Genomic DNA, 24,368 nt, shown 5'->3' with positions numbered 1-24,368 from the left:
TATTGAGAAACACAATACGACTTTTTGACTATTGGACTTTTCCACTGTTCGACTTTTTATATCTTTGTGCCCAAATTAAATTCAAAGAAAAGTGGGCAGAAAAAGAAACAGAAAACCGCTTCTGGAAAGCGTAAAAATTGAGAAGTTAGCCGCCGAAGGAAAGGCCATCGCAAAAATTGAGGATAAAGTGTTGTTTGTAACCAACGTTATTCCTGGCGATGTTGTAGATGTACAGGTAACAAAAAAGCGCAAAAATTTTATGGAAGGATATCCTGTTTTCTTTCACGAGCATTCTCCGCTTAAAAAAGATGCCTTTTGCGAACATTTTGGAGTTTGCGGAGGTTGTAAATGGCAAAACTTACCTTACGAAGAACAACTAAAATTTAAGCAACAAGAGGTTGTTGACAATTTAGAAAGAATTGGAAAAGTTGAATTGCCAGAGGTAAATACTATTTTGGCATCGGAAAAAACAAAATTCTATCGCAACAAATTAGAATTTACTTTCTCGAACAAAAGATATTTAACCAACGAAGAAATTGCAAGTGGCGAAGATATTGATCGCACTCCTGCAGTTGGTTTTCATGTACCTAAATTATTCGATAAAGTTGTTGATATTAATAAATGTCACCTTCAGCCAGAACCCTCCAATGCAGTACGTTTAGCAATTAAAGAATATGCATTTGCCAACGGCTTAAGTTTTTTCGATATCCGAAATCAGGAAGGCTTTTTAAGAACTTTGGTGGTTAGAACTTCATCAACAGGAGAAAACATGATAATCGTTGTTTTTTATCATGAAGATGTAGAAAAACGAGAGGCTCTACTAAATCATCTGGCAGAAAAATTCCCGGAAATAACTTCTTTAATGTATGTAATAAACGAGAAAGCCAACGATTCTCTTACCGATCAAGAAGTTCTTTTATTTAAAGGAAATGATCATATTTTTGAGCAAATGGAAGGTTTAAAATTCAAGATCGGTCCAAAATCGTTCTATCAAACCAACTCTGAGCAAGCCTACAATTTGTACTGCAAAACAAGAGAGTTTGCAGAACTAACAGGCGACGAAGTGGTTTACGATTTATACACAGGAACCGGAACCATTGCCAACTTTGTGGCCAAACAAGCCAAGCAAGTTATTGGTATCGAATATGTGCCTGAAGCTATCGAAGATGCAAAGGTAAACTCGGAAATTAACGGAATTGACAACACAAAATTCTTTGCCGGCGACATGAAAAATGTGCTGACCAAAGAATTTATTGAACTTCACGGACAGCCAGATACAATAATAGTTGATCCTCCTCGTGCCGGAATGCACGCCGATGTGGTGGAAACAATTCTGCATGCCGCACCAAAACGTATTGTTTACGTTAGCTGTAACTCGGCAACACAAGCACGCGATTTAGCCATGATGGACGAAGCCTACAAAGTAACCAAAGTACAAGCTGTAGACATGTTCCCACACACTCATCATGTGGAGAATATTGTGCAGTTGGAAAAACGCTAGTTGGTTCTCGCTAAGAAATATATTCTAAAGCTCGCAAAGAAAATCTCTGCGGGCTTTTTTATTACTTCAATTCTTAGACACAGATTTTATAAGATATTTATGATTCACGCAGATTTAGCTTGCTAATTTGCAGAAAACATGCAATGAATCTATACGGGCTATTCACTCCAAGTAGGATTATCAATATAAAGCCCGCACAAAACACTATAGGTAATCCCAGTTATATTGAGAATACCAACTTGGCTTACACCTGGAATTTAAATCTAACTCCAAACAATATTTTCGCAATATTTTGTAGGTTTACAATGTAAAAACAATCTTTTACTGTATTTATATTCCTTAAAAAATGCGCAAAAAAGAAAGAGAAATTACCGATCAAAATCAATTGTTAGAAATCCTTACAAAATCGAAAGTCTGCCGACTGGCCATTCACGATACTCCCTATCCATACATTGTGGCATTAAATTATGGCTATGCCGATAATGCTTTGTTTATACACTGTGCAAAAGAGGGAAAGAAAATAGATCTGCTGAAAGCAAATAACAAAGTAGGTTTTCAAATCGATTTTGGCAATGAACTAATCAAGCATGCCGAATCGTGCCAATGGACCACAAAATACCAATCGGTAGTGGGAAGCGCAGATGTAGAAATACTTACCAATTTCGCTGATAAAACTGCTGGCTTAGATATCCTAATGCAACAAGCTGGTAAAATGAATAATGAATACAATCCCAATTACGTCGATCGCATCCTGATTCTTAAGGTAAACATCAGAGAAATATCAGGAAAAACAAGCCTTTAAAAGTGCAACAAAGTTACAAAAGTTCAATATTTAGTTGGAGAAAATGGGCATTGGGAGGACTTTTACCTCTTGATTCGCACCAGATAATTAAGCTGACAAATATCCTTTTAAAACCTTCAAATATTCTGTAGTATTGAAGCAAACAACAAACCAGATAAATTCTAAAAAAATGAACAAGATTATTGTATCAGCATTAGCTGTACTACTAAGTGTAAATCTTTGCTTTGCATCTTCACAAGATGAGAAACAAAAAACAATTAAAAACTGGCTTGCAAGCGATGCCATAGAACTACATTTGCCTGCTTTTAATACAATTGAAGATTTTAGCGGCAATACTTTTCAACTGAAAAACCTTTTGCAGGAAAACCAGATCGATCTTTGTAAGATTTCTCCTAAAGAATCGGATCAACTGAATTGGAACCAGTCACAAGTAAGCTGGAAAAAGAAAAGTACCAACTCTAAAGGTTTTGTTTCCCTTCCCAACAAAGAAAATCAATTGTACTATCTGGTTTCTTATCTGAATACCGATCAATGGAGCGAACTGGAACTTTCTCTGAAAAGCTATCCTATGATTGAGGTGTATGTTGATAACAAAAAACAATTGTCGCAATACACACAGGAAGCCGATGAAGCCAAAGAATCGAACAAAAGCTTAAAACTGGAACAAGGACACCATAAAATTGTGGTGAAAGTTTTAAGTGGTGAGAAAAACAACAAGTTCAAACTGGAACTAAAAGCTAAAAAAGATTGGAATACTAATACATTTGCCTTAAGCCTTTCTCCAAAACAATTTATGGATATCAACAAAGTATTGGATGGCACAAAAGTAAAAAGCACCGCTTTATCTTTCGATGGTAAGTATGCTTTAATTTCCTACAGCCGAACTCTACCTCCATCGGATAAAAGTGAGAACTGGAAAGAGATTCAAGAAATTGAAAGCGGTAAGATTCTTTACACTTTCCGAGGTACACAGCTTTCGAATATCGTTTGGCTACCAACAGGAAATCAAATTTCATACACCAAAGCATACAATGGCAAAACATCGGTTTTTGTTTTCGATTTCGAGAAAAAGACCGAAAAGAAAATTGCCGCCAATATTGCTGATTTCTCTTCGTACACTTGGGCACCAAACGGAAAATTTATCATCTACAGTATAGGAAAAAGCAATTCCGAAGACTGGAAAATGAAAAAGTTCCAGGGAATGGAAGACCGTTTGCCCTGGTATCGCACCCGAAGTTTTCTCTATAAATTGGATGTTGCCAGTGGCGTTAAGCAACGATTAACCTATGGAACTTTAAGTACTAATTTAGCCGATATCAGCAAAAATGGAAAGTACATTCTTTTTGCAACATCTCGCCCCGATTACAGCGATTATCCATATTTTAAGCAAAATCTATATCAAATGAATGTAGAAACTTTTGCTGTGGATACCATCTGGAAAGATAAACTAGTTGACGGACAGGCACAATACTCACCCGATGCAAAACAACTACTGGTACAAGGCGGACCATCTTGTTTTGGCAAACTTGGCGAGAACATTGGCAATCAGCCACTGGCAAACAACTACGACGGACAACTTTACCTTTACGATTTGATCAGTAAAAAAGTCGATCCTATTACTTACAATTTCGATCCGGCAATTAGCAGTGCCAAATGGAATAGCAATGATAATAAAATCTACATTCAAGCTCAGGATAAGGATTACGTAAAGTTATTTGTTTACAATATTTCCTTAAAAGAATTTACAGAATTAAACAGCAGTTCAGACGTTGTAAAAAACTTTGATCTATCGGAAAATGGAGAAACAATCAGCTATATTGCTTGTGGAATTTCCAGTCCGTATAAAGCATTTGTATATGATATTGCATCGAAAGCAAACAATGTAATTGCTAATCCCGAAAAATCGCATTTGGCCAAGGTACAATTCGGAAAAACCGAAGACTGGAATTTTACTAAAGATGACGGAACCACGATTATTGGTCGTGTTTACTATCCTCCAAACTTCGATAGCAGCAAAAAATACCCAATGATTGTAAACTACTACGGCGGAACTTCACCAGTAGAAAGAAGCTTTGGCGGACGTTATCCGTTGAACATGTATGCTGCAATGGGTTATGTGGTTTATTTGCTACAGCCAAGCGGTGCTACCGGTTTTGGTCAGGAATTCTCGGCTCGTCACCAAAACAACTGGGGAATTACCACTGCCGACGAAATTATTACCGGAACCAAAAAATTCATTAAGGAACACAAGTTTATCGATGCCGGTAAAGTTGGATGTATTGGAGCATCATACGGTGGATTTACCACTCAATTGTTACAAACCAGAACCGATATTTTTGCTGCCGCGATATCTCATGCAGGGATTAGTGATATTACCAGCTATTGGGGCGAAGGCTACTGGGGATATTCTTACAGTATGAATGCTACTGGAAAATCCTTTCCCTGGAACAGAAGAGACATTTACGTAGATCAGAGTCCGCTGTTTAATGCAGATAAAATTACAACTCCAATGTTATTACTTCACGGAAGTGTGGATACCAACGTACCCCTTGGAGAAAGCATTCAAATGTATCAGGCATTAAAACTTTTGGGCAAAGATGTAGAATTTGTACAGGTAAAAGATCAAAACCATTTAATACAAAACTACAACAAACGCATTCTTTGGAACAATACCATATTTGCCTACTTTGCAAAATACCTGAAAAATCAACCACAATGGTGGGATAATTTATATCCTGATAAGAATTTATAACTCTAAATTTAAAAAGAGATTGGCAGCTTGTCAATCTCTTTTTTTTATTCTTACTTATAGATAAAACCTAAGACACAATCAATAATAATAAACACTATTGATGATTCGAACTATTATATTTAAATTTAGATTCACTCTAAAAATACATTTTATGCTAATTATTATATCGCCCGCAAAAACATTAGATTTTGACTCTCCAGCAAATACAAACATTTATTCTGATTCACAATTTACCAAAGATTCGGAACAACTAATTAAGGTACTAAGAAAACTTAAAGTTGATGATATTGCTAATTTAATGGGCATAAGTGGAAAACTTGCTCAGTTAAATTTCGAACGCTTTCACAATTGGCATTTGCCATTTACCAGCGAAAATGCCAAACAAGCACTTCTGGCTTTTAAAGGAGATGTATATACAGGAATTGATGCCACTAGTTTAAGCCATAAGGATATGGAACAAGCCCAATCTAGTCTTCGAATATTATCAGGACTTTATGGTGTTTTAAAGCCGCTGGATCTGATTCAGCCCTATCGGTTAGAAATGGGTAAGAAATTAGAAACTCCGAAAGGAGAAAACCTTTATCAATTTTGGGGAGACAAAATTACCAATGCTATAAATAAAGATTTAGCAGAAAATAATCACTCTCATTTAATTAATCTGGCTTCAAACGAATACTACAAATCCATAAAAAATAAAAATATTAAGGCCGATATCATAACTCCTGCTTTCAAAGATTTAAAAAATGGTGACTACAAAATAATCAGCTTTTATGCTAAAAAAGCACGAGGACTAATGACTCGTTTTATTATTCAAAATAAGCTTACAAACCCAGAAGACTTAAAAGCTTTTGATTTAGATGGATATATCTACAATCCTAATTTATCAAAAGAGAATGCTCCTGTTTTTACTCGCGATCATTAAAGAAAATTTACCTTATTAAAAAGAGTTGAATATCTTGTTTTTAGCTCCAAAATTTACTATGTTTAAGTATAAGACAACAGGAATATTAATCCATTAAGCCTTTTGCCATGACTACTAAAAATTATGCTATAAAATTCGGAAGTCTTCTTAAAGAAGAAATTCTGGAGATAATTAAAGATAAAATATTACCCAATACAGTTGTTCTGGAAGCTGTTAATCCGTTTCCGGGATATTATGAGTATTACGAAAACCTTCAGAAAGATATTAAACCATATTATATTTATCTGGTTACCGATAAAAAATACAGTTTGGAGGAGTTTACGCGCGCAACGCAAAAAATAATGAAATCGTTCGATGCAAAATTTCATGCTGCCATTGGAAGTATTACAATTTACAACGATGTTTACAATGTAATTCGTATCAGGCGTTTAAACACCTACGATCAGGTTCGTGAATTGCAGGAAGCTTACACTTCCGAAGGAATTAATTTTGAAATGCACAAAAACATTCAGCACAATTCGAAAGCAATGATTCAGCTTACTAAATTCTTTGCTGTTGATGTGCTCGAAGATGGATTCTTCACAGATCACATCGAACCCAATCATGGATACTTTACAATTCCTCAGAAACTATCATGGAGCCAATTTGAGGAATTAACCAAACAGGTAAAGTATAATATGGACATGATTCATTTCGATGCTTCTCTGGGCTTTATTTACGATCATTTTAAAGCAATAGATATGATTCGTATTTACTCGGAAAAATTAGACCTTGATTTAATGAAAAAGATAAAATCGAAATATCTGGAAAGAATTAAGTAGGATTCGTAAAAGAGTGAAAGAAATTATTACTTATTTACGTTTTATAAAATATTAACTCACTACAGAATAAAAAAAATGAGGCTTTCAGAACTGAAAGCCTCATTTTTTTCTGTTTAAAATACTGGCGAACGAACCGCCTTAATTCGTTTTCTTCTTTTTTTCATATTCATAACCACTGGAAAGGAAAATGAAATTTCGTGAGCTCCGGTATTGGTATGAATCAACTTAGAAATGGCATAATCGTAACTGTAAGCAACTTTAAATCGTTCGGTAACAAAACCTACCATAGCAATAAAAGAATCGTAATTTGGCTCAAAATTCTGGTTAAACCACAATCCAAATACCATTGAACTTTTACTGGCATACAAACCGTAATTCATTTGCGAAAAATCACCTTGTTGCTGATATAAAATTGCAGGAGCCAATATCCAGTTATCGGCATATCGATAGTTTCTTCCACCTAAAACAAACTCGGCACCTGCATGCACTGTATATTTTGTTTGCAACTTATCCTTTTGTTCATCATCGAAACTTAAATCGGGTTTAGCCAGGTGATGAGCCGCAATACCAAAATAAAAGTCTTTATAGTAAGCAATTGATCCCAATGAAAAATCCCAGCCATCTTTTCTTCGATTTAAAGGATCACCTGACGTATTATGAGGAAAAATACTACCATAAATTGGAGATACCTGATCGGGAAAAACCAAATGCTGCCAATCTACTTTTTTCTGCATAAAAGCAGCCTGAATAGCCGGACGAATAATAAAATCATCGTTAATTCTTAAATAAAAGGAATACATTCCAGCGAAGGTGGTTGTTTTTAGGGCTCCATCTCCCTGATCATCCTGAATAACCGTAATACCAATACCTCCGTTTATAGCTTCGTAAAAATTATCGAAAGACACACTATAGGTCACATACGGAAGATCGAGATTTGGCCATTGATTACGATAATTTAAACTTAGATTAGAATAGTTGGTTGATCCAGCTAAAGCAGGGTTTAGGTATAACTTATTTGCATAAAATTGTGAAAAACGAATATCCTGAGCAAGCAAATAACTCGCTGAGGCAAAAAATAATACACAAAAAGCAATTAGAGCTTTCTTCATTAGTTTTCAAATTTAAATCCTATAGATTAGTTACTTGAATTTTACATCTGTTTCGAGATAAGATATTCTCAAATCTCAAAAGCAGATGTAAATTTAAATTTATTTTATTGATTAATAAAGGTTTTTTTAATTATCTGAGCAACATAAAGGTTCCTTTATTGGTTAATTCACCATTTATGAAAACCATCCATACATAAGCTCCTGAAGGACAAAGCTTTCCTTTATACTTGCCATCCCAACCGCCGTTGTAACCAAACTCATTGGTTTTGTATAGTAATTCTCCCCAACGGTCGTACACGTACATTTCATATTTTTCAAAATCGTAATTGATCTTTTTCAAATAGAATCGATTATTTTCATTGGTCGAGTTAGGTGTAAATGCACTAGGCGATTCAATCCCAACAGGTTTAACCTCAATATTTAAAGAATCGACAGCAAAACAACCTAAATTATCTTCTACTCTTAGAATATATTTTCCTGTTTCTGAAACTTCAAACTTCGGTAAGATACTTCCATCCTGCCAGGTATAAAAATATGGAGAATACTCAAGAGGAAGATTCGTTCCCAAAGTTAGAGATTGACCTTCAAAAATTACAACAGGTTTATCTTCTAAAATTTCAATTTCATCAGGCCCATCATAAATTAAATTATTACTTAATTCAATTTTTGGAGTAGGATTAATGGTAAAGTTTTGAACTGCCCCACATCCATATTCATTAGAAACTTCCAACTTATATTTACCAGGAGTTTTGACAGTATAAATATCTAAATTATTAATCTCATTTCTCTCTTCATTATTCCAATCGGAATTGGACCAGAAAGGATTCTGCATTCCTGTTACATCAACCTCGAATTTTTCACCTTCACAAGCAAATTTACTCTCCTCTAAAACAGGATCGGCAACCATTTTAACAGTTACTTCATCGCTTGCATCGCAACCATACAGGTCAACAACATTAACTTTGTAGGTGTAGGTTCCTTCGGGTGCATTAATAATTCTTGGATCTTTACTATCAGGCTCATCTAAATGATCTGAATTTGTCCAGGTAATTTCTCCGGCATCACCAATAATTTCTGTCGATAATTGCAATTGGTTACATTGACCCACTGTGGTATCGGCAATTGTTGTTACCTCTGGCAGAGGTGCCACATTAATTTCTACCAAATCAACACCTTTACAACCATGTTCATCGACTACAGTTGCTACTAACACCTGCGATTCACCTGGTGTGAATATAGGTTTCATAGAGTATGCATCATCAAGATTATCGGCTGGAGACCAACTAATATTACCTTCGTCGGTTTTTGCTGATAATTCAAATGACTTACAACTACCTACTGTTATATCGTCGGTAATATCAACAACTGGCAATGTATCAACCCTTAAATTAGTTGTTTCGGTAATATTAGAACATCCATTTTCGTCGGTATAAGAATAATGAACTGTGTAATTACCAGGTCCTTTATCTGCCGGATCGAATACCTCTTCGGAGATTCCATCTACCCAGTAAATACCACCTTCAGGATAACCTCCTGATAATTCAAAGCTTTCTTCGCATATACCTTTAGATTCGTATTTTGCCAATTTAACTGTAGGCAAAGCATTCAATACTACCAAAGAATCAACTTTCGATTCACAACCCGTATTCATATCGGTAATGCTAATTGATAACATACCTTCTTTTGCTTCGCTCCAGGTTACTCTGGTTTTCGTACCTTCTTCTGGTCCTGCAAAAATACCACCTTCAACACCCCAACCATACACATCATCGCCATACTGATTGGTTATGTAGGTTACACGATCTTCTTTAGCACAAAGTACCATTCTACCAAAAATCGCTGTGTTTGGTAGTGCATTCACTGTTAATTTAGCAGGCTTAGTAGAACGTGATGAAGTACATTCGTCGGATACAACACATGTATAATATCCATTATGAGATTCATCTGTATTAGTAATACTATAAACAGAATTTGTTTCTCCAGGTATATCAACACCATTTACTTGCCACTGATATGTTACATCGATACCTTCTACCTCGGCAGTAAAAGTAACATCTTCGCCCGAACAAACCTCTATGTCTGCAGGTTCCGATAATATTACCAACTGAGGTTTAACTGTTAGTTTCATATCTGCACTTATTACCTCAGCACAATCATTGTAAACCCTGCAAGTATATATTGCATCATCATCAAGCTGTATAGAAGTTAAACTCAATATCGGAGAAGTTTTACCTTCAATATCGGTTCCATTCTTTCTCCATTGGTATTTCACATTCTCTCCGGTAGCTTTTACAATAAATTCTACTAAAGCAAAGTTCTCACAAACCTCGGCATTTTCACTAACACTAATAATTTCAGGTAATTCTGTAATTTCCAGATATCCGCTACTTGAAACATCACCACACAAGCCTGTAACCTGAACTTGATACTCACCTTCCTGTAATAAATCAAGAACGTCGTAATGTAAATTCTTATCGGTAGAAACCGGATTACCTTCAAACGACCATGTATAACTTAAATCAGCAGCACCTGTAACATCAGGACTCCAATCTAACATTTTGCCTTCGCAAAGCTCTTTATTTCCGATAGGAGCATTTAATCTTGTTGTAGGATAAACCCTAACAATACAAGATTGCTTAATTACATCGATACCTTCGCCTGTAATTTCGCAAGTATAAGTTGCTGCATCATCAAGACTAAGTTCTGAGAAATACAAACTCGATCCTGTTTCTGTAAGCTCGGTTCTGGTATCACCAACTTCCTTAAACCATTTAATGGCCTCCACTTGTCCGCTGGTAACTATTAATAATCGTAAGGCGTCGCCTTCACATTTTTCTTCGAAAGCAGATAGATCTTCAACTATTTTAACCGGTACCTTAACTGTTAGAGTACCCGAAGCTATGCGCGTACCACATGTTCCTGTAATAATACAGCTGTAATAACCAGCATCGCTTAAATCTATATTAGTAAACTCGATTGTTGGTGCATCAACACCTAAGACTTCTATTGTTCCATCTGTTTTTTCATGAGTCCACTCGTAAGATAAATCGGTTCCTGTAACATCAAGACTCATTGTATAATCATCGCCAACATATTTTACCACATCTTTAAGAGTTTCTTTTAATATGGTAGTTGGATTAACAATTAGCTGTGCTGTTTCTACTAAAGTTTCACCACATCCGTTGTCATTAGTTACCGAACATTCAATAGTATATATTCGCTGAGTAAATTCATCAGCAGGTAAAACATTCATTCCATTAATTAATAGCACAGATAAACTTGTAGCTTGATCTTCACCATCAATTTTCCAATGATAATGAACATCACGGCCAGTTGCCTTAGCACTGAAAATTACATCTTCGCCCTGACAAACCGTTTGATCAGCTATTGGCTCCATTGCTGGAATTGGATTAACTACCTGTGTACCAATAGAAGCAACGGTTCCACAAATATTTGTAACGGCTACTTTATAATTGCCTTCCATATCACTAGTTGCTGCTCCTAAAATCAAACTTAAGCCAGAACTTGTATCTTCCGAAGCATCATTTAATGTCCAGGTAATTGCACCGTAAGTACCCTTAATATTAATAGGTCCTAATTGTAAAGCATCACCTTCGCAAATGGCTGGTAAATCTTCAATTCCATCTGCAATTTCAGGAATCGACAGTATTGTAATCTCAATTGTGTAAGTCAATTCTATTCCACAATGGTCTGTTACAACACATTTGTATGTACCTGCATCATCAGTTGTGACTTTAGTCACCAAATAATTCGTAGTTGCAGTGATAGGATCTCCATCTTTTGTCCAGGTATAATCTACTGCATCTCCCGACACATTTACTTCCAAACTCAATTCTTGACCCACACAAAGAGTCTCCTTACTTAACCAGTCATCAACTTTCTTAATTGGTTCATAAATATCAATGTAACCAGATACTGTTTCGGTATTACAACCATCAAATACAACTAATTTGTACATTCCTGATTGATCCTTACTTGTAGCAGTAAGTTTATAATCGGCTGTTGTTACTCCCAAACTAATCTCGTCTTTAAACCACTCGTAGCTTGTACCAGCGGCTAATGCCGGATCAACATTTACTGTGGCAGTTAAGGTTTCCTCTTCGCCAATACAAAGTTGATCTGTATTAGACCAAGCCTCGATACTTAATTTTGAATAATGACTTACAACAAAATCATCGGTAAAATCAGGACAAACACCGTTGCCGGCAGTCACTTCATAATTTCCATTGTCGGCTTCACCAATAGTTACAATTGCTGTTGTCGAAACTTCTGTTGCATCCTTAGTCCATGAGTAAGAAATTGGTGTAGTTCCTGTAAGTCCACTTAAAGAAATCTGCATACTTTCTTCAGCACATAGATTCTGATCATCAATTAAATCAAAACTTACTGGCTCAAACACTTCAATGGCAACTTCATTTGAGGTATCATTTTCACTAATTCCATCTTTAACAATACAATGGAATGTCCAGTTTCTCATATCAAGACTTACACTCGAAATTTTAAGCTGTGATCCGTTTGTAATTAACACTTCCTCCATTCCAAGAACACCTTCGGCATTAACAAAAGTTCCACTGCCATCATTGTATTCCCATTCGTAATCGTAAGGAGTATCCGTATCTGTTCCAACAATTTCGAAGGATACTTCATCGTTTAAGCAGGCCTGAAGGTTTGCTGGTTGAGTTAGGATTTTGTAAAGTGGTAATACTTGTAAGTCTACTTCGGCACTAGCCAAATCTGTATTACAAATATTAGAAAGCAAACAACGATACTTATTACCATTAAATGTAAGATTTGCTTTTGTAATTTTTAAATTGGCTGTATTACTTCCTGAATAAGTAGCGTCATCTGTAATATCTACATAACCAGAACCAGAATCTTCCTGCCACTGATAGCTTAGAGGTTCTTCACCTGCAGCTTCCACATTAAACTCAGCATCATCACCATCTAAAATACTAATACTAATAGGCTGCGAAGTGTATTTAGCTTCTTCATATACAGTTAAAATAGCCGTATTAGAAGTTATCGTATTACAATCATTTGTAAGTTCGCAATAATATGTTTCCCCATCAACAGGATTTGTTTCTGTATAAGTATCGGAAGTTGCTCCACTAATTGCTCCAGCACTATTGTACCACTGAAATCCATAAGGAGTATCACCACTTACTTTAACTTTAAATACAGGATCTGGCTGAGAAGGACACATTTTTATATCCGAAAGATCACTGATTGCAACAAACTCTTTAACATCGATAGTAAAATGAACGGTTTGATCGTTACATCCCCGAAGATTATAAACCTCACATGTATAGTCGCCCTCATTTATTGTCGGTTGCACATTATCGATTCGATAAGAAGAAGCTGTTGATAAAATTGCTAACGGCTCTGAATCCTTATACCACTTGTAAAGCTTATCATCTCCTGTAGCTGTTACTTCCATTGTTACCGATTCGTTCTCACAGATACTTTGATTTGCAAGTACGGCAGAAGCTGCAATATCTTCCAATACTCGAACTGTAACTGTATTTGAGTAAACATCGGTACTAGATGCATCGCTTACCAAACATCTAAACTGCCAAGTGTTGATATCTAAATCGGTTCCAGGTACTGTTAATGTTGATACTGCTCCTACTTTATTTGCAGACATTCCATCTTGCCCATCGGCAGCAATCCAACTACCTCCTTTATTGTATTCCCAGGTAAATGCTAATGCATCACTGGTTCCGGTAACTGTTAAACTTGCATCATCACCAAAACAAACTTCGGCATTGCTAGCATCGGCTGCAATCTTAACTACTGTATTTATTGTTAAGGTAGCTTTACCACTTGTTACTTCTGAAATACAAATTCCTCCATCGCTATAAACAACGCATCGGTATTGTTTTCCATCGTAAGTTGCTTTATCGGCATTGGTAATTGTTAATTCTGCTGTTTGAGTTCCTGAATATTTATCAATATCTGAAATATTATCCCAATCAGATCCATTCCAAACTTGCCATTGGTAAGTGTAATTTGGTTCTCCACTGGCAACAACAGTAAATGTAGCATTGGCTCCATCGGCAATGGTTAAATTTTTCGGATCGGTTGTTTCAAGATTTTTTACTACGCTTAATTTGGCAACATTTGAATTAGCTGTATTACAAGCACCAACTACTTTACAATAATATGATTGACCATTTTCTTTACTTACAGCAGTATATGAATCGGAAGTTTCTCCTGCTAACACACCATTCTTATCGTACCACTGATATGTAAAACCGGGCTCTCCACTTCCTGATACTGTAAACATTGGTGCTTCATCTGTTTCACAAATTATTTTATCGAATGGATTAGTTACTGCCACCAATTCTTTTACATCTATGGTAAAATGAACGGTTTGGTCACCACATCCCAGAGTATTATAAACCTCACATGTATAAGCGCCCTCATTTGTTATCGGTTGTACATTATGAATTGATAATTCTTCACTTTTTGATAAAATTATTAATGGCTCCGAATCCTTATACCATTTATAAAGCTTATCATCTCCTGTAGCTGTTACTGCCATTGTAACTGATTCGTTCTCACAAACACTTTGATCTGCATTAACTGCAGAAGCTGTAATATTTTGCAGTACTCGAATCGTAGTTGGTTGAGAAGTTTCACTAGAACCCACTACAGGATTTACAACACATCTAAACAACCAGGAATTCATAGCAAGAGAGGCATTAGGAATAGATAATGTTGATATTTTCCCTGTTTCGCTTGAAATCATACTGTAATTTCCAACAGCAGGTTTATATCCACTACCGTCGCCTTCGTCATATTCCCATATATAAGTATGTCCAACTACTGTTCCCTCAATAGTTATTTTAGTAGGTTCACCATTACATACCTCATTACCTTTAGGTTGATTAAGAATTTTATCAACAGCTGTAATCGTTAAAGTAGCAATTCCACTTGTTACTTCTGAAATACAAATTCCTCCATCGCTATAAACAACGCATTGGTATTGTTTTCCATCGTAAGTTGCTTTATCGGCATTGGTAATTGTTAATTCTGCTGTTTGAGTTCCTGAATATTTATCAATATCTGAAATATTATCCCAATCAGATCCATTCCAAACTTGCCATTGGTAAGTGTAATTTGGTTCTCCACTGGCAACAACACTAAATGTAGCATTGGCTCCATCGGCAATGGTTAAATTTTTCGGATCGGTAGTTTCAAGATTTTTTACAACAGTTAATACTGCACTCTTCGATTTTACTGTTGTGCAGGTATTTGAAACCTCACAAGAATAAGTATTTCCATCTTTAGGATCTGTTTCGGTATAACTTGCTGATGTTGCTCCTGAAATGGCAACATTATTTTTATACCACTGATAAGAGATACCATCTCCTCCACCTGTTACTGTAAATTTCGGATCGACATCTGTCTCACACATCACAACACTTACTGGATCGTTTACTGTTGCTGGTTCTTTTACATCAACAATAAATGTTCTGGTTATATCATTACAATGCTCATCGTTATAAACTTTGCATTTATAAGTTGCTTCATCTGCGAAAGCTATATTTCCAAAATTATAGGTAGCTTTTGTTGCTCCTGTAATAATTACATCGTCTTTATACCATTGGAATTTTATATCATCCCCAGCTGTTGTTACCACACTTAGTGCAAATGCATCATTCAAACATGGTGTGAAATTTTCATCTATGGTAGATACTACAATATCTTCCAATACTCGAACTGTAACTGTATTTGAGTAAACATCGGTACTAGATGCATCGCTTACCAAACATCTAAACTGCCAAGTGTTAATTCCTAAATCAGTTCCAGGTACTGTTAATGTTGATACTGCTCCTACTTTATTTGCAGACATTCCATCTTGCCCATCGGCAGCAATCCAACTACCTCCTTTATTGTATTCCCAGGTAAATGCTAATGCATCACTGGTTCCGGTAAGTGTTAAACTTGCATCATCACCAAAACAAACTTCGGCGTTGTTAGCATCGGCTGCGATCTTAACTACTGTATTTATTGTTAAGGTAGCTTTACCACTTGTTACTTCTGAAATACAAATTCCTCCATCGCTATAAACAACGCATCGATATTGTTTTCCATCGTAAGTTGCTTTATCGGCATTGGTAATTGTTAATTCTGCAGTTGATGTTCCTGAATATTTATCAATATCTGAAATATTATCCCAATCAGATCCATTCCAAACTTGCCATTGGTAAGTGTAATTTGGTTCTCCACTGGCAATAACAGTAAATGTTGCATTGGCTCCATCGGCAATGGTTAAATTATCTGGATCAGTTGTTTCAAGATTTTTTACTACGCTTAATAAAGCACTCTTCGATTTTACTGTTGTGCAGGTATTCGAAACCTCACAATAATAGGTATTTCCATCTTTAGGATCTGTTTCGGTATAACTTGCTGATTCAGCTCCTGAAATGGCAACATTATTTTTATACCACTGATAAGAGATATCATATCCTCCACCTGTTACTGTAAATTTCGGATCAATATCTGTCTCACACATCACAACATTTTCCGGATCGTCTACAGTTGCTGGTACTTTTACATCAACAATAAATGTTCTGGTAATATCATTACAATGCTGATCGTTATAAACTTCGCATTTATAAGTTGCTTCATCTGCTAAAGCTATATTTCCAAAATTATAGGTAGCTTTTGTTGCTCCTGTAATAATTACATCGTCTTTATACCATTGGAATTTTATATCATCCCCAGTTGCTTCAACTGATAATGAGAAATTTTTATTCAAACAAGGATTAAAACTTGCATTAGCTGTAGACACATCAATATCTTTCAATACTCTAACTGATACCTCATTAGAGTATTCATCAGTACTACTTCCATCACTTACCAAACAACGGAAACTCCATGAATTCATAGCCAATGCAGCAGGACTAATTGTTAATTCTGATCCGTTTGCATCGCTTGATTCTGATAAAGATGACTCTCCACTTATTGAGTTAAAGTTTACTCCATCGGTACTATATTCCCAGGTATAAGTAAGGTCTGAAATTTTTCCTGTAATTTCGAAAATTGCATTTTCTCCCTCACAAACCGTCTGATTTTCAGGTTGAGCAGCAATTTTAACAACTGTGTTAATGTGAAGTGTTGCTTCATTACTAGTTGCAGAAGAATTACAAACTTTACCAGAACTTAAGACAACACATCGGTATTGCTTACCATCGTAGGTCGCTTTATCAGCATTTGTAATTTTTAGTTCAGTAGTTTTTGTTCCTGAATATTTATCAACATCAGAAATGTCAAACCAATCTGTTCCATTCCAAACTTGCCATTGGTAAGAATATTCTGGTTCGCCCGAAGCTTTAACATTAAATGTTGCATCTGCTCCATCGGCAATATATTGATCGATAGGATCGGTAACTGACACTTCTTTTATAATTGTAAGTGTGGCTTCATTGGATTTAGCTGTACCACAATCGCCAATAGTTCCTGTAACAGTACAATAATATGTTGAACCGTTAGCTGGCGAATTCTCTGTATAAATTCTGCTGGTAGCTCCAGGAATCAATACACCATTCTTATACCACTGGTAATTTTCATCTCCTTCGGCCGATCCTTTAACTTTAAAATCAACGCTTGTAGTAGTTTCACAAATTGTCTGATCTTCAGGATGTGAAATACTCGGGTTCTCGTTTACAATTACATTAAATGTTGCTGTTGTATTTCCACATCCCAAATCATTACTTAACTCACAAGTATATTCACCTTCATCTTTTGCAGAAGTTACATCTTTTAATTCTATACTTGGTGAATTAGGAAATGTTTTAGATGGATCTGCTGTATGAGTCCATTTGTACTGAATATCATCACCATCTGCTTTCACAAAAAGAGTCACATTATTAGACTCGCAAACTTCTGTAAGCGCAGGACTTTGTTCTTTAAGTTCAATTGTATTTATGATATCCAATTTAATTGAAGACTGTGCAGGTCCACAATACTTAGAACTAACTTTAGCGATATAGGTTCCATCATCATCAGGACTTGTTGCAGGATTTATCACAAAATCAGTTGGTTCAGAATTTCCATCGAAAATTTCGCTTCCATTTTTCCACCAGCTAATGCCATTGTGTTCTCCACTTTCGGTGATATTTAACTCAACGAGACCAGAGCATTTTAGCATATCATTATCAACAGCCTTTAATATTGGCTTCTCGTGGACTTGAACAATGTATTTTTTCTCAAAATCTTCGCAATTACCATCAACTATTGCTTTATAGGTAAAGCTACCCACTGTATTATGAGCTGGCAATTGAATTGTATTTACATCACCAAAACCATCTAAAGGTGTATCTGCTCCATCAGTCCAAAGCACTGAATAATTGTCGGTTTCACCAGTTACATTAATGGTAAGTTCAGGTTTATCTCCCTGACAAATATCAATTGTTAGATCAGAAACATCGGCAACATTAATATGTTCGTTTACAATTAATTTTCTTTTAACTGTTACACTTGTACCACAAATTAATTTAACCTTACAATAGTAAATTCCTTCATCAGTTTTCGAAACAGAAGGTATTTTAAAAGTATTCGTAGAATTAATTATTGATCCACTAGGATCATTAAATCTCCATTCAAATTCCGGAGTACCAACATAATCGATAGCAATTTCTAAACTCTCACCTACACATAACGTTATTTCGGCAAGATCTGGATTTGTATTTACTTTCTCGATACTAAGAACTGCAGATTCTGTTTTTTCATGACATCCATCGGAGACAGTACAGGAGTATGTTCCCAAATCGGATTCCTGAACATTATTTATTGGTAAAGTAGCCTCGGTACCCAATTCTGTTCCAGCAGAATTTTTCCATAGATATGTTAATTCTGATAAATCTGAATCAAGATCAACCTTAGCATAGAAATTAATATTTTCACCCAAACAAGTTCCTACATCATCAATAGTAAGATTTCCAAAATCGGGAATTAGCCAGAAACTTTGTTTATAGACAAATGGATCCTCACCACATTCGCCATTTACAATAAACTGCCATTCTCCTTGTGTGCTTTCGTCCACAAGGAAAGTTCCAGTTTGAGTAGTTATTGTTTCATTTCCTTTAGGGTCAATAATTTTATATTCGTAAGCCGCACCATTATCTTCCACATTAAAAGTATAAGAAACATTTGTTGCCGTACAGAAAGGTCCATCGGCGTTAAAATCAATACCATAAACTTTAATTTTTGGTTTTATGGCTAAATTCGCTGTCGATTTTTCTGTAAAACACTCATTCCAAACAACAACCTTATAAGCTCCAACATCACTGTTTGAGACAGAAGAAATAGCATAAGCAGATGTTTTATTATCTGTAAGAACATTATTTATTTTCCATTTAAACTCATAATTCGATTCATCTTCTCCTACTTCAGCCTTAAACTCATGAAATTCTCCTTCACAAAGCGTTGCATCGCTAAGTGGAGTTAAATTAACCTCTGGAATAATATTTAAAGGATCTGTTTCCAATGTTTGTTCAGACCTACATTCAAAAATATCATCGCCAACAGTATACGTATTAGAAACTGCCACACTATAAACATCTCCCTGATCATCTAAACTTGAGGTAAAACTATAAGTTGATTCATTATGATCTAAACTTTCGACTCCTTTGTACCAGTAATATTTAAGATTACTCGTACCTTCAACTGTAGCAAGTGCTTCCAAACTTACATCGGCACCTACACAAGTATGATCTGCTACATTTAAAGCTGTTAATTTTGGATAAGCCAAAACTTCAATTTGAACCTCTGCAAATGACAATCCACATCCATTTTCTGCCTCACATCGAATTGTATGCATACCTTGTGTTTCTGCAGGAAATGAATATTCCTTATCCTTACTTACATAAACTGGTTCATCAGCACCATCTACATACCATTTAAGAATCTCCTGATCGCCTTCTACCAAAGCCTGGAAAGTAACCGGACTATTCATACAAGTATGAGAAGCACCTGAAATACGAACATTAGCATCCAAATCTACAAAAACCTCTAAATCGACATCTAATGTTTCATCTGGTCCACATCGCTGATAATCTTCATTAAAGCCAATTGTACATCTATATGTACCTTCCTCAATTTGCTTAGGATCATTAAAAGTAAGCACGCAAGAATCTACTCCGAAAATATCATCAGTATTTACCAATTTGATATATTCTCCAGTCTCATCATCTTTTTTAGACCAGGAATAGTCGTACCAACTGGTTTCGCCATTGGAAACATCTAATGAGTTTGGAGTGCCTTCACAAAAATGGTATTCAGTATCTTTTATGGTACTGATATTAGGAACAACTTTGGCCACAAATACTGCAGTATCCTGCACTGCCTGCACAAATGAGATACTATCAATTGCAAAAAAAGCATCCTGACTATCCAAATTATTATTTAAGATTTTAATACTCGCTTTTCTGGCATCTCCCGGACTCCATAAAGCAGAAGATGATTGCCACTCATTAGAACTGTTAATTGTAAAATCAGTAATAATTGTTTCATCATTAACCAAAACTCTTAATGATTGATCATTGGCCGATTCATCCTGAGCCAAACGACCATACATTTTAAAAATGTAATTGAATTCTGATTCCACCTCTAGTTCATCAACCTGATACACCACATCGCCCTGATTATCGGAATAACCAAGGAACATTTTCCATCCACTTAAAGGCGGAAAATCATTTAAAAGAGCATTTTCATCTTTAGGGCGACCAGTAATAGCAAATTTTCCTGGCTCTGTAAGATTTTTAGTAACTAGTTCATATTCGGAATTAAAACCATTGTATCCATCTAAAAAGTCACCATTAAATAAAATATCCAAACTAGGATCGCGATAATAACCAATCACATAGTAGGATGTTTCAACATCCGGAGCCTCAACATCGAGTGGACTATTAGGAAATTTTGCATCTCCTTCAAAATTATTTATATACCATTCATAAAAATCTGGTTCGGGTTCTTTAACCGATACCACAATATTATCGTCGTAACTTTCACAAATAACACCTAAATCAGTATCAACATCTATTTCTGGATGAATAGGTGATACTGCCTTTGTAAAACCAGAATAATAACCTGCCGCACCAAGAGTATTAGAACTTGCTGTCCATGCTACATTAATTGCTTTATTTCCCGCAAAACGGCAGTCACCAAGTATATCTTCTGACACTTTAAAATACACCCACTCTGTAGTTCCTGTTACATCGTGTGGATTTGGTACAGGATTTCCATTAAATTCTACATCTACATTTTTTTGTGCTAAAATTGTAACTGTAGGATAAATATAATCTCCACTTGTAATTTGCTTAGCTTTAGGAATTACCACTTCTTTCATTCCTAAAACAGTTAGAGGAGGAATAAAGTTAAGACCTATATTTATATAGTTACCACTGGTACCACACATGGTTTGGTAAACATAGACATCTTTACCTTTGGTATTAATATAAAGGGTAGGTAATGCACTTGGATTAACAATATCATCCAAAATCATAAAATCGCCAGGATTGGCAAGAGTTCCTTTGTTAACTTCGTTTACCCACACTTCGGTATTTTCCTGAGTAGCAACAACAATTGTTCTTTCCTGTCCTGCATAATAAGCACCAGGATCAGGTTCAGCCCGACCAAGTCCTTTCATTACAATGTATTTATCACGAACCTGATCAACTGGCACAATCTGGTCGAATCCCATATCCTGAGAAGGCTTTGCTCCTGCAGTCCAAGAACCAGAGTTTACCACAATCTTTTGGCTTGAGGTAATATGAGTACCATTCATTCCGTTACGAACCTCTATTGATTCGTTATGAAATTCTTCTCCATATAAATTTACTGCAATAGTATAAGATTGTCCTTTAGTTAAATCAACACTTATGGTCTCATCTGAAGTAATAGGAACTAATTTTACACTTCCACTTTCATATTTTGTAATGTACTTGCATTTTAAACCAGAGAATGTAACTGTTGTACTTCCCTCCTCAACTGCCATTACCGATATGGAATGTCCCCTAACAGGATATCTTCCATAATAATATGGATCTGAATAATAGGAATTAGTATTATGAAGAATCGTATGATTATATAAGTGTCCCGAATAAAAATCGGTTCCTTGTGCTGTAGCCCCTTTAGCAGATAAAGAAAAACCGTGGGTTAAAGCTCCTCCGTCACCATCATTACTAAAACCGTGCCTTATGTTTGCAAAAAAAGGACCATCGTAAGAGTAAATTCTTAGACCGTGTCCATCTAGCGGTTTGTTCAGTTCTTTAGGCCCAATAATTCCATAGGAATAACTGCACCCATCAGGATAACTAGAATTGCTATGGGTACTATATGTTGCCCCTGATGAAGTTTCGAAAATATAGGTTTCACTTTTAGTCCTGCTAATGGTAAAAGGACCTGCTATTGATTTCCCTTGTCCGTCTTCAACATACACGGTTAATTCTTTCTCAGAATTGGTTGAAAGAAAAATCTCTTGTTTTCCCACCTGAGCAGAACAGTAAAACGGCGGAACATAATGCTCATAGTCGTACTGTGCAATACTTTTTATTGGCAGTGCAAAAAGAATAAAAACAAAAACTACTTTTAAAAAATTTTGAAATCGAGTAAAATTTTTACCATTTCCCATATCATTAAGATTCATAATATTATAAAAATCGTTCAAGAAAGGGTACTTCAAAAAAAACGAATAATAAGATAGTGCTCTTTCAAGTAAACATTTACAGTCCCAAAAGGACTTTTTATTCAGTTAGCTAGTGTTAAATACGCAGAAACGAAAAAAAACGTTTTTTGTATATGCGCAATATTATTCCACAAATCTATATTATAAACTGACAAAAGTATTTTTTTGTTACAGATATTGTAAAATATTTAATAAAGTTAAGAAAAATTAAATAAGCATTGAAATAAAAAGAGGCGGTCTTTCACAAGAAAGACCGCCCACTTTATATAATTGAATATAAGTCTATTTCATTATATTTTCCACCTCATCTACTGTAATTGGGATTCTTTTACCTATTAAACGATTTCCATCTTCTGTTACCAAAACGTCATCTTCAAGTCTAATTCCACCAAAGTCACGATATTCGTCAACTTTATCAAAATTAATATACTCGGCGTGAATATTTTCACACTTAAATTTATCAATTAATGCAGGAATAAAATAAATGCCTGGTTCATTGGTTAAAACAAAGCCTGGCTTTAATTCTTTACCCAAACGTAAATAGGCGGTTCCAAACTGATCAATTCTTTGTATATGTTCATCATACCCAACTAAATCTTCACCAAAATCTTCCATATCATGCACATCAAGTCCCATCATGTGACCGAGTCCGTGAGGCATAAATAGTGCATGTGCTCCGGCCTTAACAGCAGCATCAACATCACCTTTCATTAAGCCAAGATCTTTTAAACCCGATGCAATAACTTTACACACCTCAAGATGAATACTCTGGTAGGTAACACCAGGACGAATTAATTCATGTCCTTTATTAATGGCTGCCAAAACAATTTCATAAATTTCTTTTTGTTTTTGACTAAACTTACCACCAACCGGAATTGTTCTTGTATTATCTGAAGCATAATGAGTATCGGTTTCGGCACCACTATCGACCAAAAGTAAATCGCCCGTTTTAAGTAGATTTCCATGTTCGTGATTGTGCAGAGTTTCTCCCCTTTTCGAAACAATAGGTGGGAAAGAAAGTAAACCTCCGGCACGCAAAGCAATGGCTTCACATTCTCCTGAAATTTCTCTTTCGTAAACGCCGTCTCTGGCCATTTTCATGGCTGTAGTATGAATTTCGTAGCCTATTTTAGCTGCACGCTCCAGCTCTTCAATTTCATACTCATCTTTTATCTCGCGTAGAGCGATAACTGCCTTCATAAACTCTTTAGATGCATTCTCTTTTATGGCATCAAGAGGAGTTCCCAGCAATTCATGAATCAGAATTTTATTCTCGGCTCTGTAAACTGGCAGAAAGTGCACTTTACGACCTTCTTTTACAGCATCTGCAACAAATTTGCTTAAATCACCAAAAGGAGCCGTATTTTCCAAGGCAAATTCTGCAGCCTGATCTTTCACACTTGGCTGAGGTCCCATCCAGATGATATCATCAATATCGACATCGTTACCAAAAACATAATCTTTATTGTTATCAATATCAAAAACACCCGCAAAACCAGGATGATCGATACCAAAGAAATATAAAAATGTACTATCCTGACGATAATGATAAATATTACCGGCATAATTCATTGGAGCATCAGGATTACCAAGAACAATAGCAATTCCCTCTTTCATTGTTGCGCGTAACTTTTCGCGTCTGTTTATATAAACTTCTTTAGGAAACATTTTATTAAGTTTTATTTAAGTATTTAATAATAAAGTTTCGGAAAGATACAAAAATAGATAGGAAATGAATTTGATTT

General features: G+C 35.6%; 8 protein-coding genes. 5 read left to right on the top strand and 3 right to left on the bottom strand.

Annotation, left to right across the window (positions count from 1 at the left end; genetic code table 11):
- The first annotated feature begins 91 nt into the window (after positions 1-91).
- From rlmD to ACT3CE_RS10810, 5 genes are all read left to right on the top strand, one after another.
- Positions 92-1,501: a 23S rRNA (uracil(1939)-C(5))-methyltransferase RlmD gene (rlmD, locus tag ACT3CE_RS10830; protein WP_444709793.1), complete on the top strand. Its 1,410-nt coding sequence runs from the start codon at positions 92-94 to the stop codon at positions 1,499-1,501.
- A 346-nt stretch (positions 1,502-1,847) separates the two neighbouring features.
- Positions 1,848-2,303 carry a pyridoxamine 5'-phosphate oxidase family protein gene (locus ACT3CE_RS10825; protein ID WP_444709792.1) on the top strand — a complete coding sequence of 152 codons (456 nt, stop codon included), beginning with the start codon at positions 1,848-1,850 and terminating at the stop codon, positions 2,301-2,303.
- A gap of 169 nt (positions 2,304-2,472) precedes the next feature.
- Complete coding sequence (locus ACT3CE_RS10820; protein ID WP_444709791.1) at positions 2,473-5,055, top strand: prolyl oligopeptidase family serine peptidase; 2,583 nt, start codon at positions 2,473-2,475, stop codon at positions 5,053-5,055.
- Positions 5,056-5,206: 151 nt separating this feature from the next.
- On the top strand, positions 5,207-5,977 hold the full coding sequence (yaaA, locus tag ACT3CE_RS10815) for a peroxide stress protein YaaA (RefSeq protein ID WP_444709790.1): 771 nt from the start codon (positions 5,207-5,209) through the stop codon (positions 5,975-5,977).
- 107 nt (positions 5,978-6,084) lie between these two features.
- On the top strand, positions 6,085-6,798 hold the full coding sequence (locus ACT3CE_RS10810; protein WP_444709789.1) for a hypothetical protein: 714 nt from the start codon (positions 6,085-6,087) through the stop codon (positions 6,796-6,798).
- Positions 6,799-6,911: 113 nt separating this feature from the next.
- On the opposite strand, the gene ACT3CE_RS10805 is transcribed toward ACT3CE_RS10810, so the two are convergent.
- From ACT3CE_RS10805 to ACT3CE_RS10795, 3 genes are all read right to left on the bottom strand, one after another.
- Positions 6,912-7,907: a PorP/SprF family type IX secretion system membrane protein gene (locus tag ACT3CE_RS10805; RefSeq protein ID WP_444709788.1), complete on the bottom strand. Its 996-nt coding sequence runs from the start codon at positions 7,905-7,907 to the stop codon at positions 6,912-6,914.
- A gap of 130 nt (positions 7,908-8,037) precedes the next feature.
- Positions 8,038-22,605, bottom strand: coding sequence for an immunoglobulin domain-containing protein (locus tag ACT3CE_RS10800; RefSeq protein WP_444709787.1), 14,568 nt, complete (start codon positions 22,603-22,605; stop codon positions 8,038-8,040).
- 300 nt (positions 22,606-22,905) lie between these two features.
- Entirely contained in the window at positions 22,906-24,291 is a 1,386-nt protein-coding gene (locus tag ACT3CE_RS10795) for an aminopeptidase P family protein (protein WP_444709786.1), read from the bottom strand.
- Positions 24,292-24,368 lie beyond the last annotated feature (77 nt).

Source organism: Marinifilum sp. RC60d5 (assembly GCF_052400665.1).
Taxonomy (GTDB): Bacteria; Bacteroidota; Bacteroidia; order Bacteroidales; family Marinifilaceae; genus JBQTGK01.
The sequence above is the reverse complement of the archived record's forward strand: the minus strand, read 5'-3'. Positions and strand labels throughout refer to the sequence as shown.

Coding starts and splice junctions, on each gene's coding strand:
- ACT3CE_RS10825 (WP_444709792.1), top strand. CDS start 1,848: ATGCGCAAAAAAGAAAGAGAAATTACCGATCAAAATCAATTGTTAGAA.
- ACT3CE_RS10820 (WP_444709791.1), top strand. CDS start 2,473: ATGAACAAGATTATTGTATCAGCATTAGCTGTACTACTAAGTGTAAAT.
- yaaA (WP_444709790.1), top strand. CDS start 5,207: ATGCTAATTATTATATCGCCCGCAAAAACATTAGATTTTGACTCTCCA.
- ACT3CE_RS10810 (WP_444709789.1), top strand. CDS start 6,085: ATGACTACTAAAAATTATGCTATAAAATTCGGAAGTCTTCTTAAAGAA.
- ACT3CE_RS10805 (WP_444709788.1), bottom strand. CDS start 7,907: ATGAAGAAAGCTCTAATTGCTTTTTGTGTATTATTTTTTGCCTCAGCG.
- ACT3CE_RS10795 (WP_444709786.1), bottom strand. CDS start 24,291: ATGTTTCCTAAAGAAGTTTATATAAACAGACGCGAAAAGTTACGCGCA.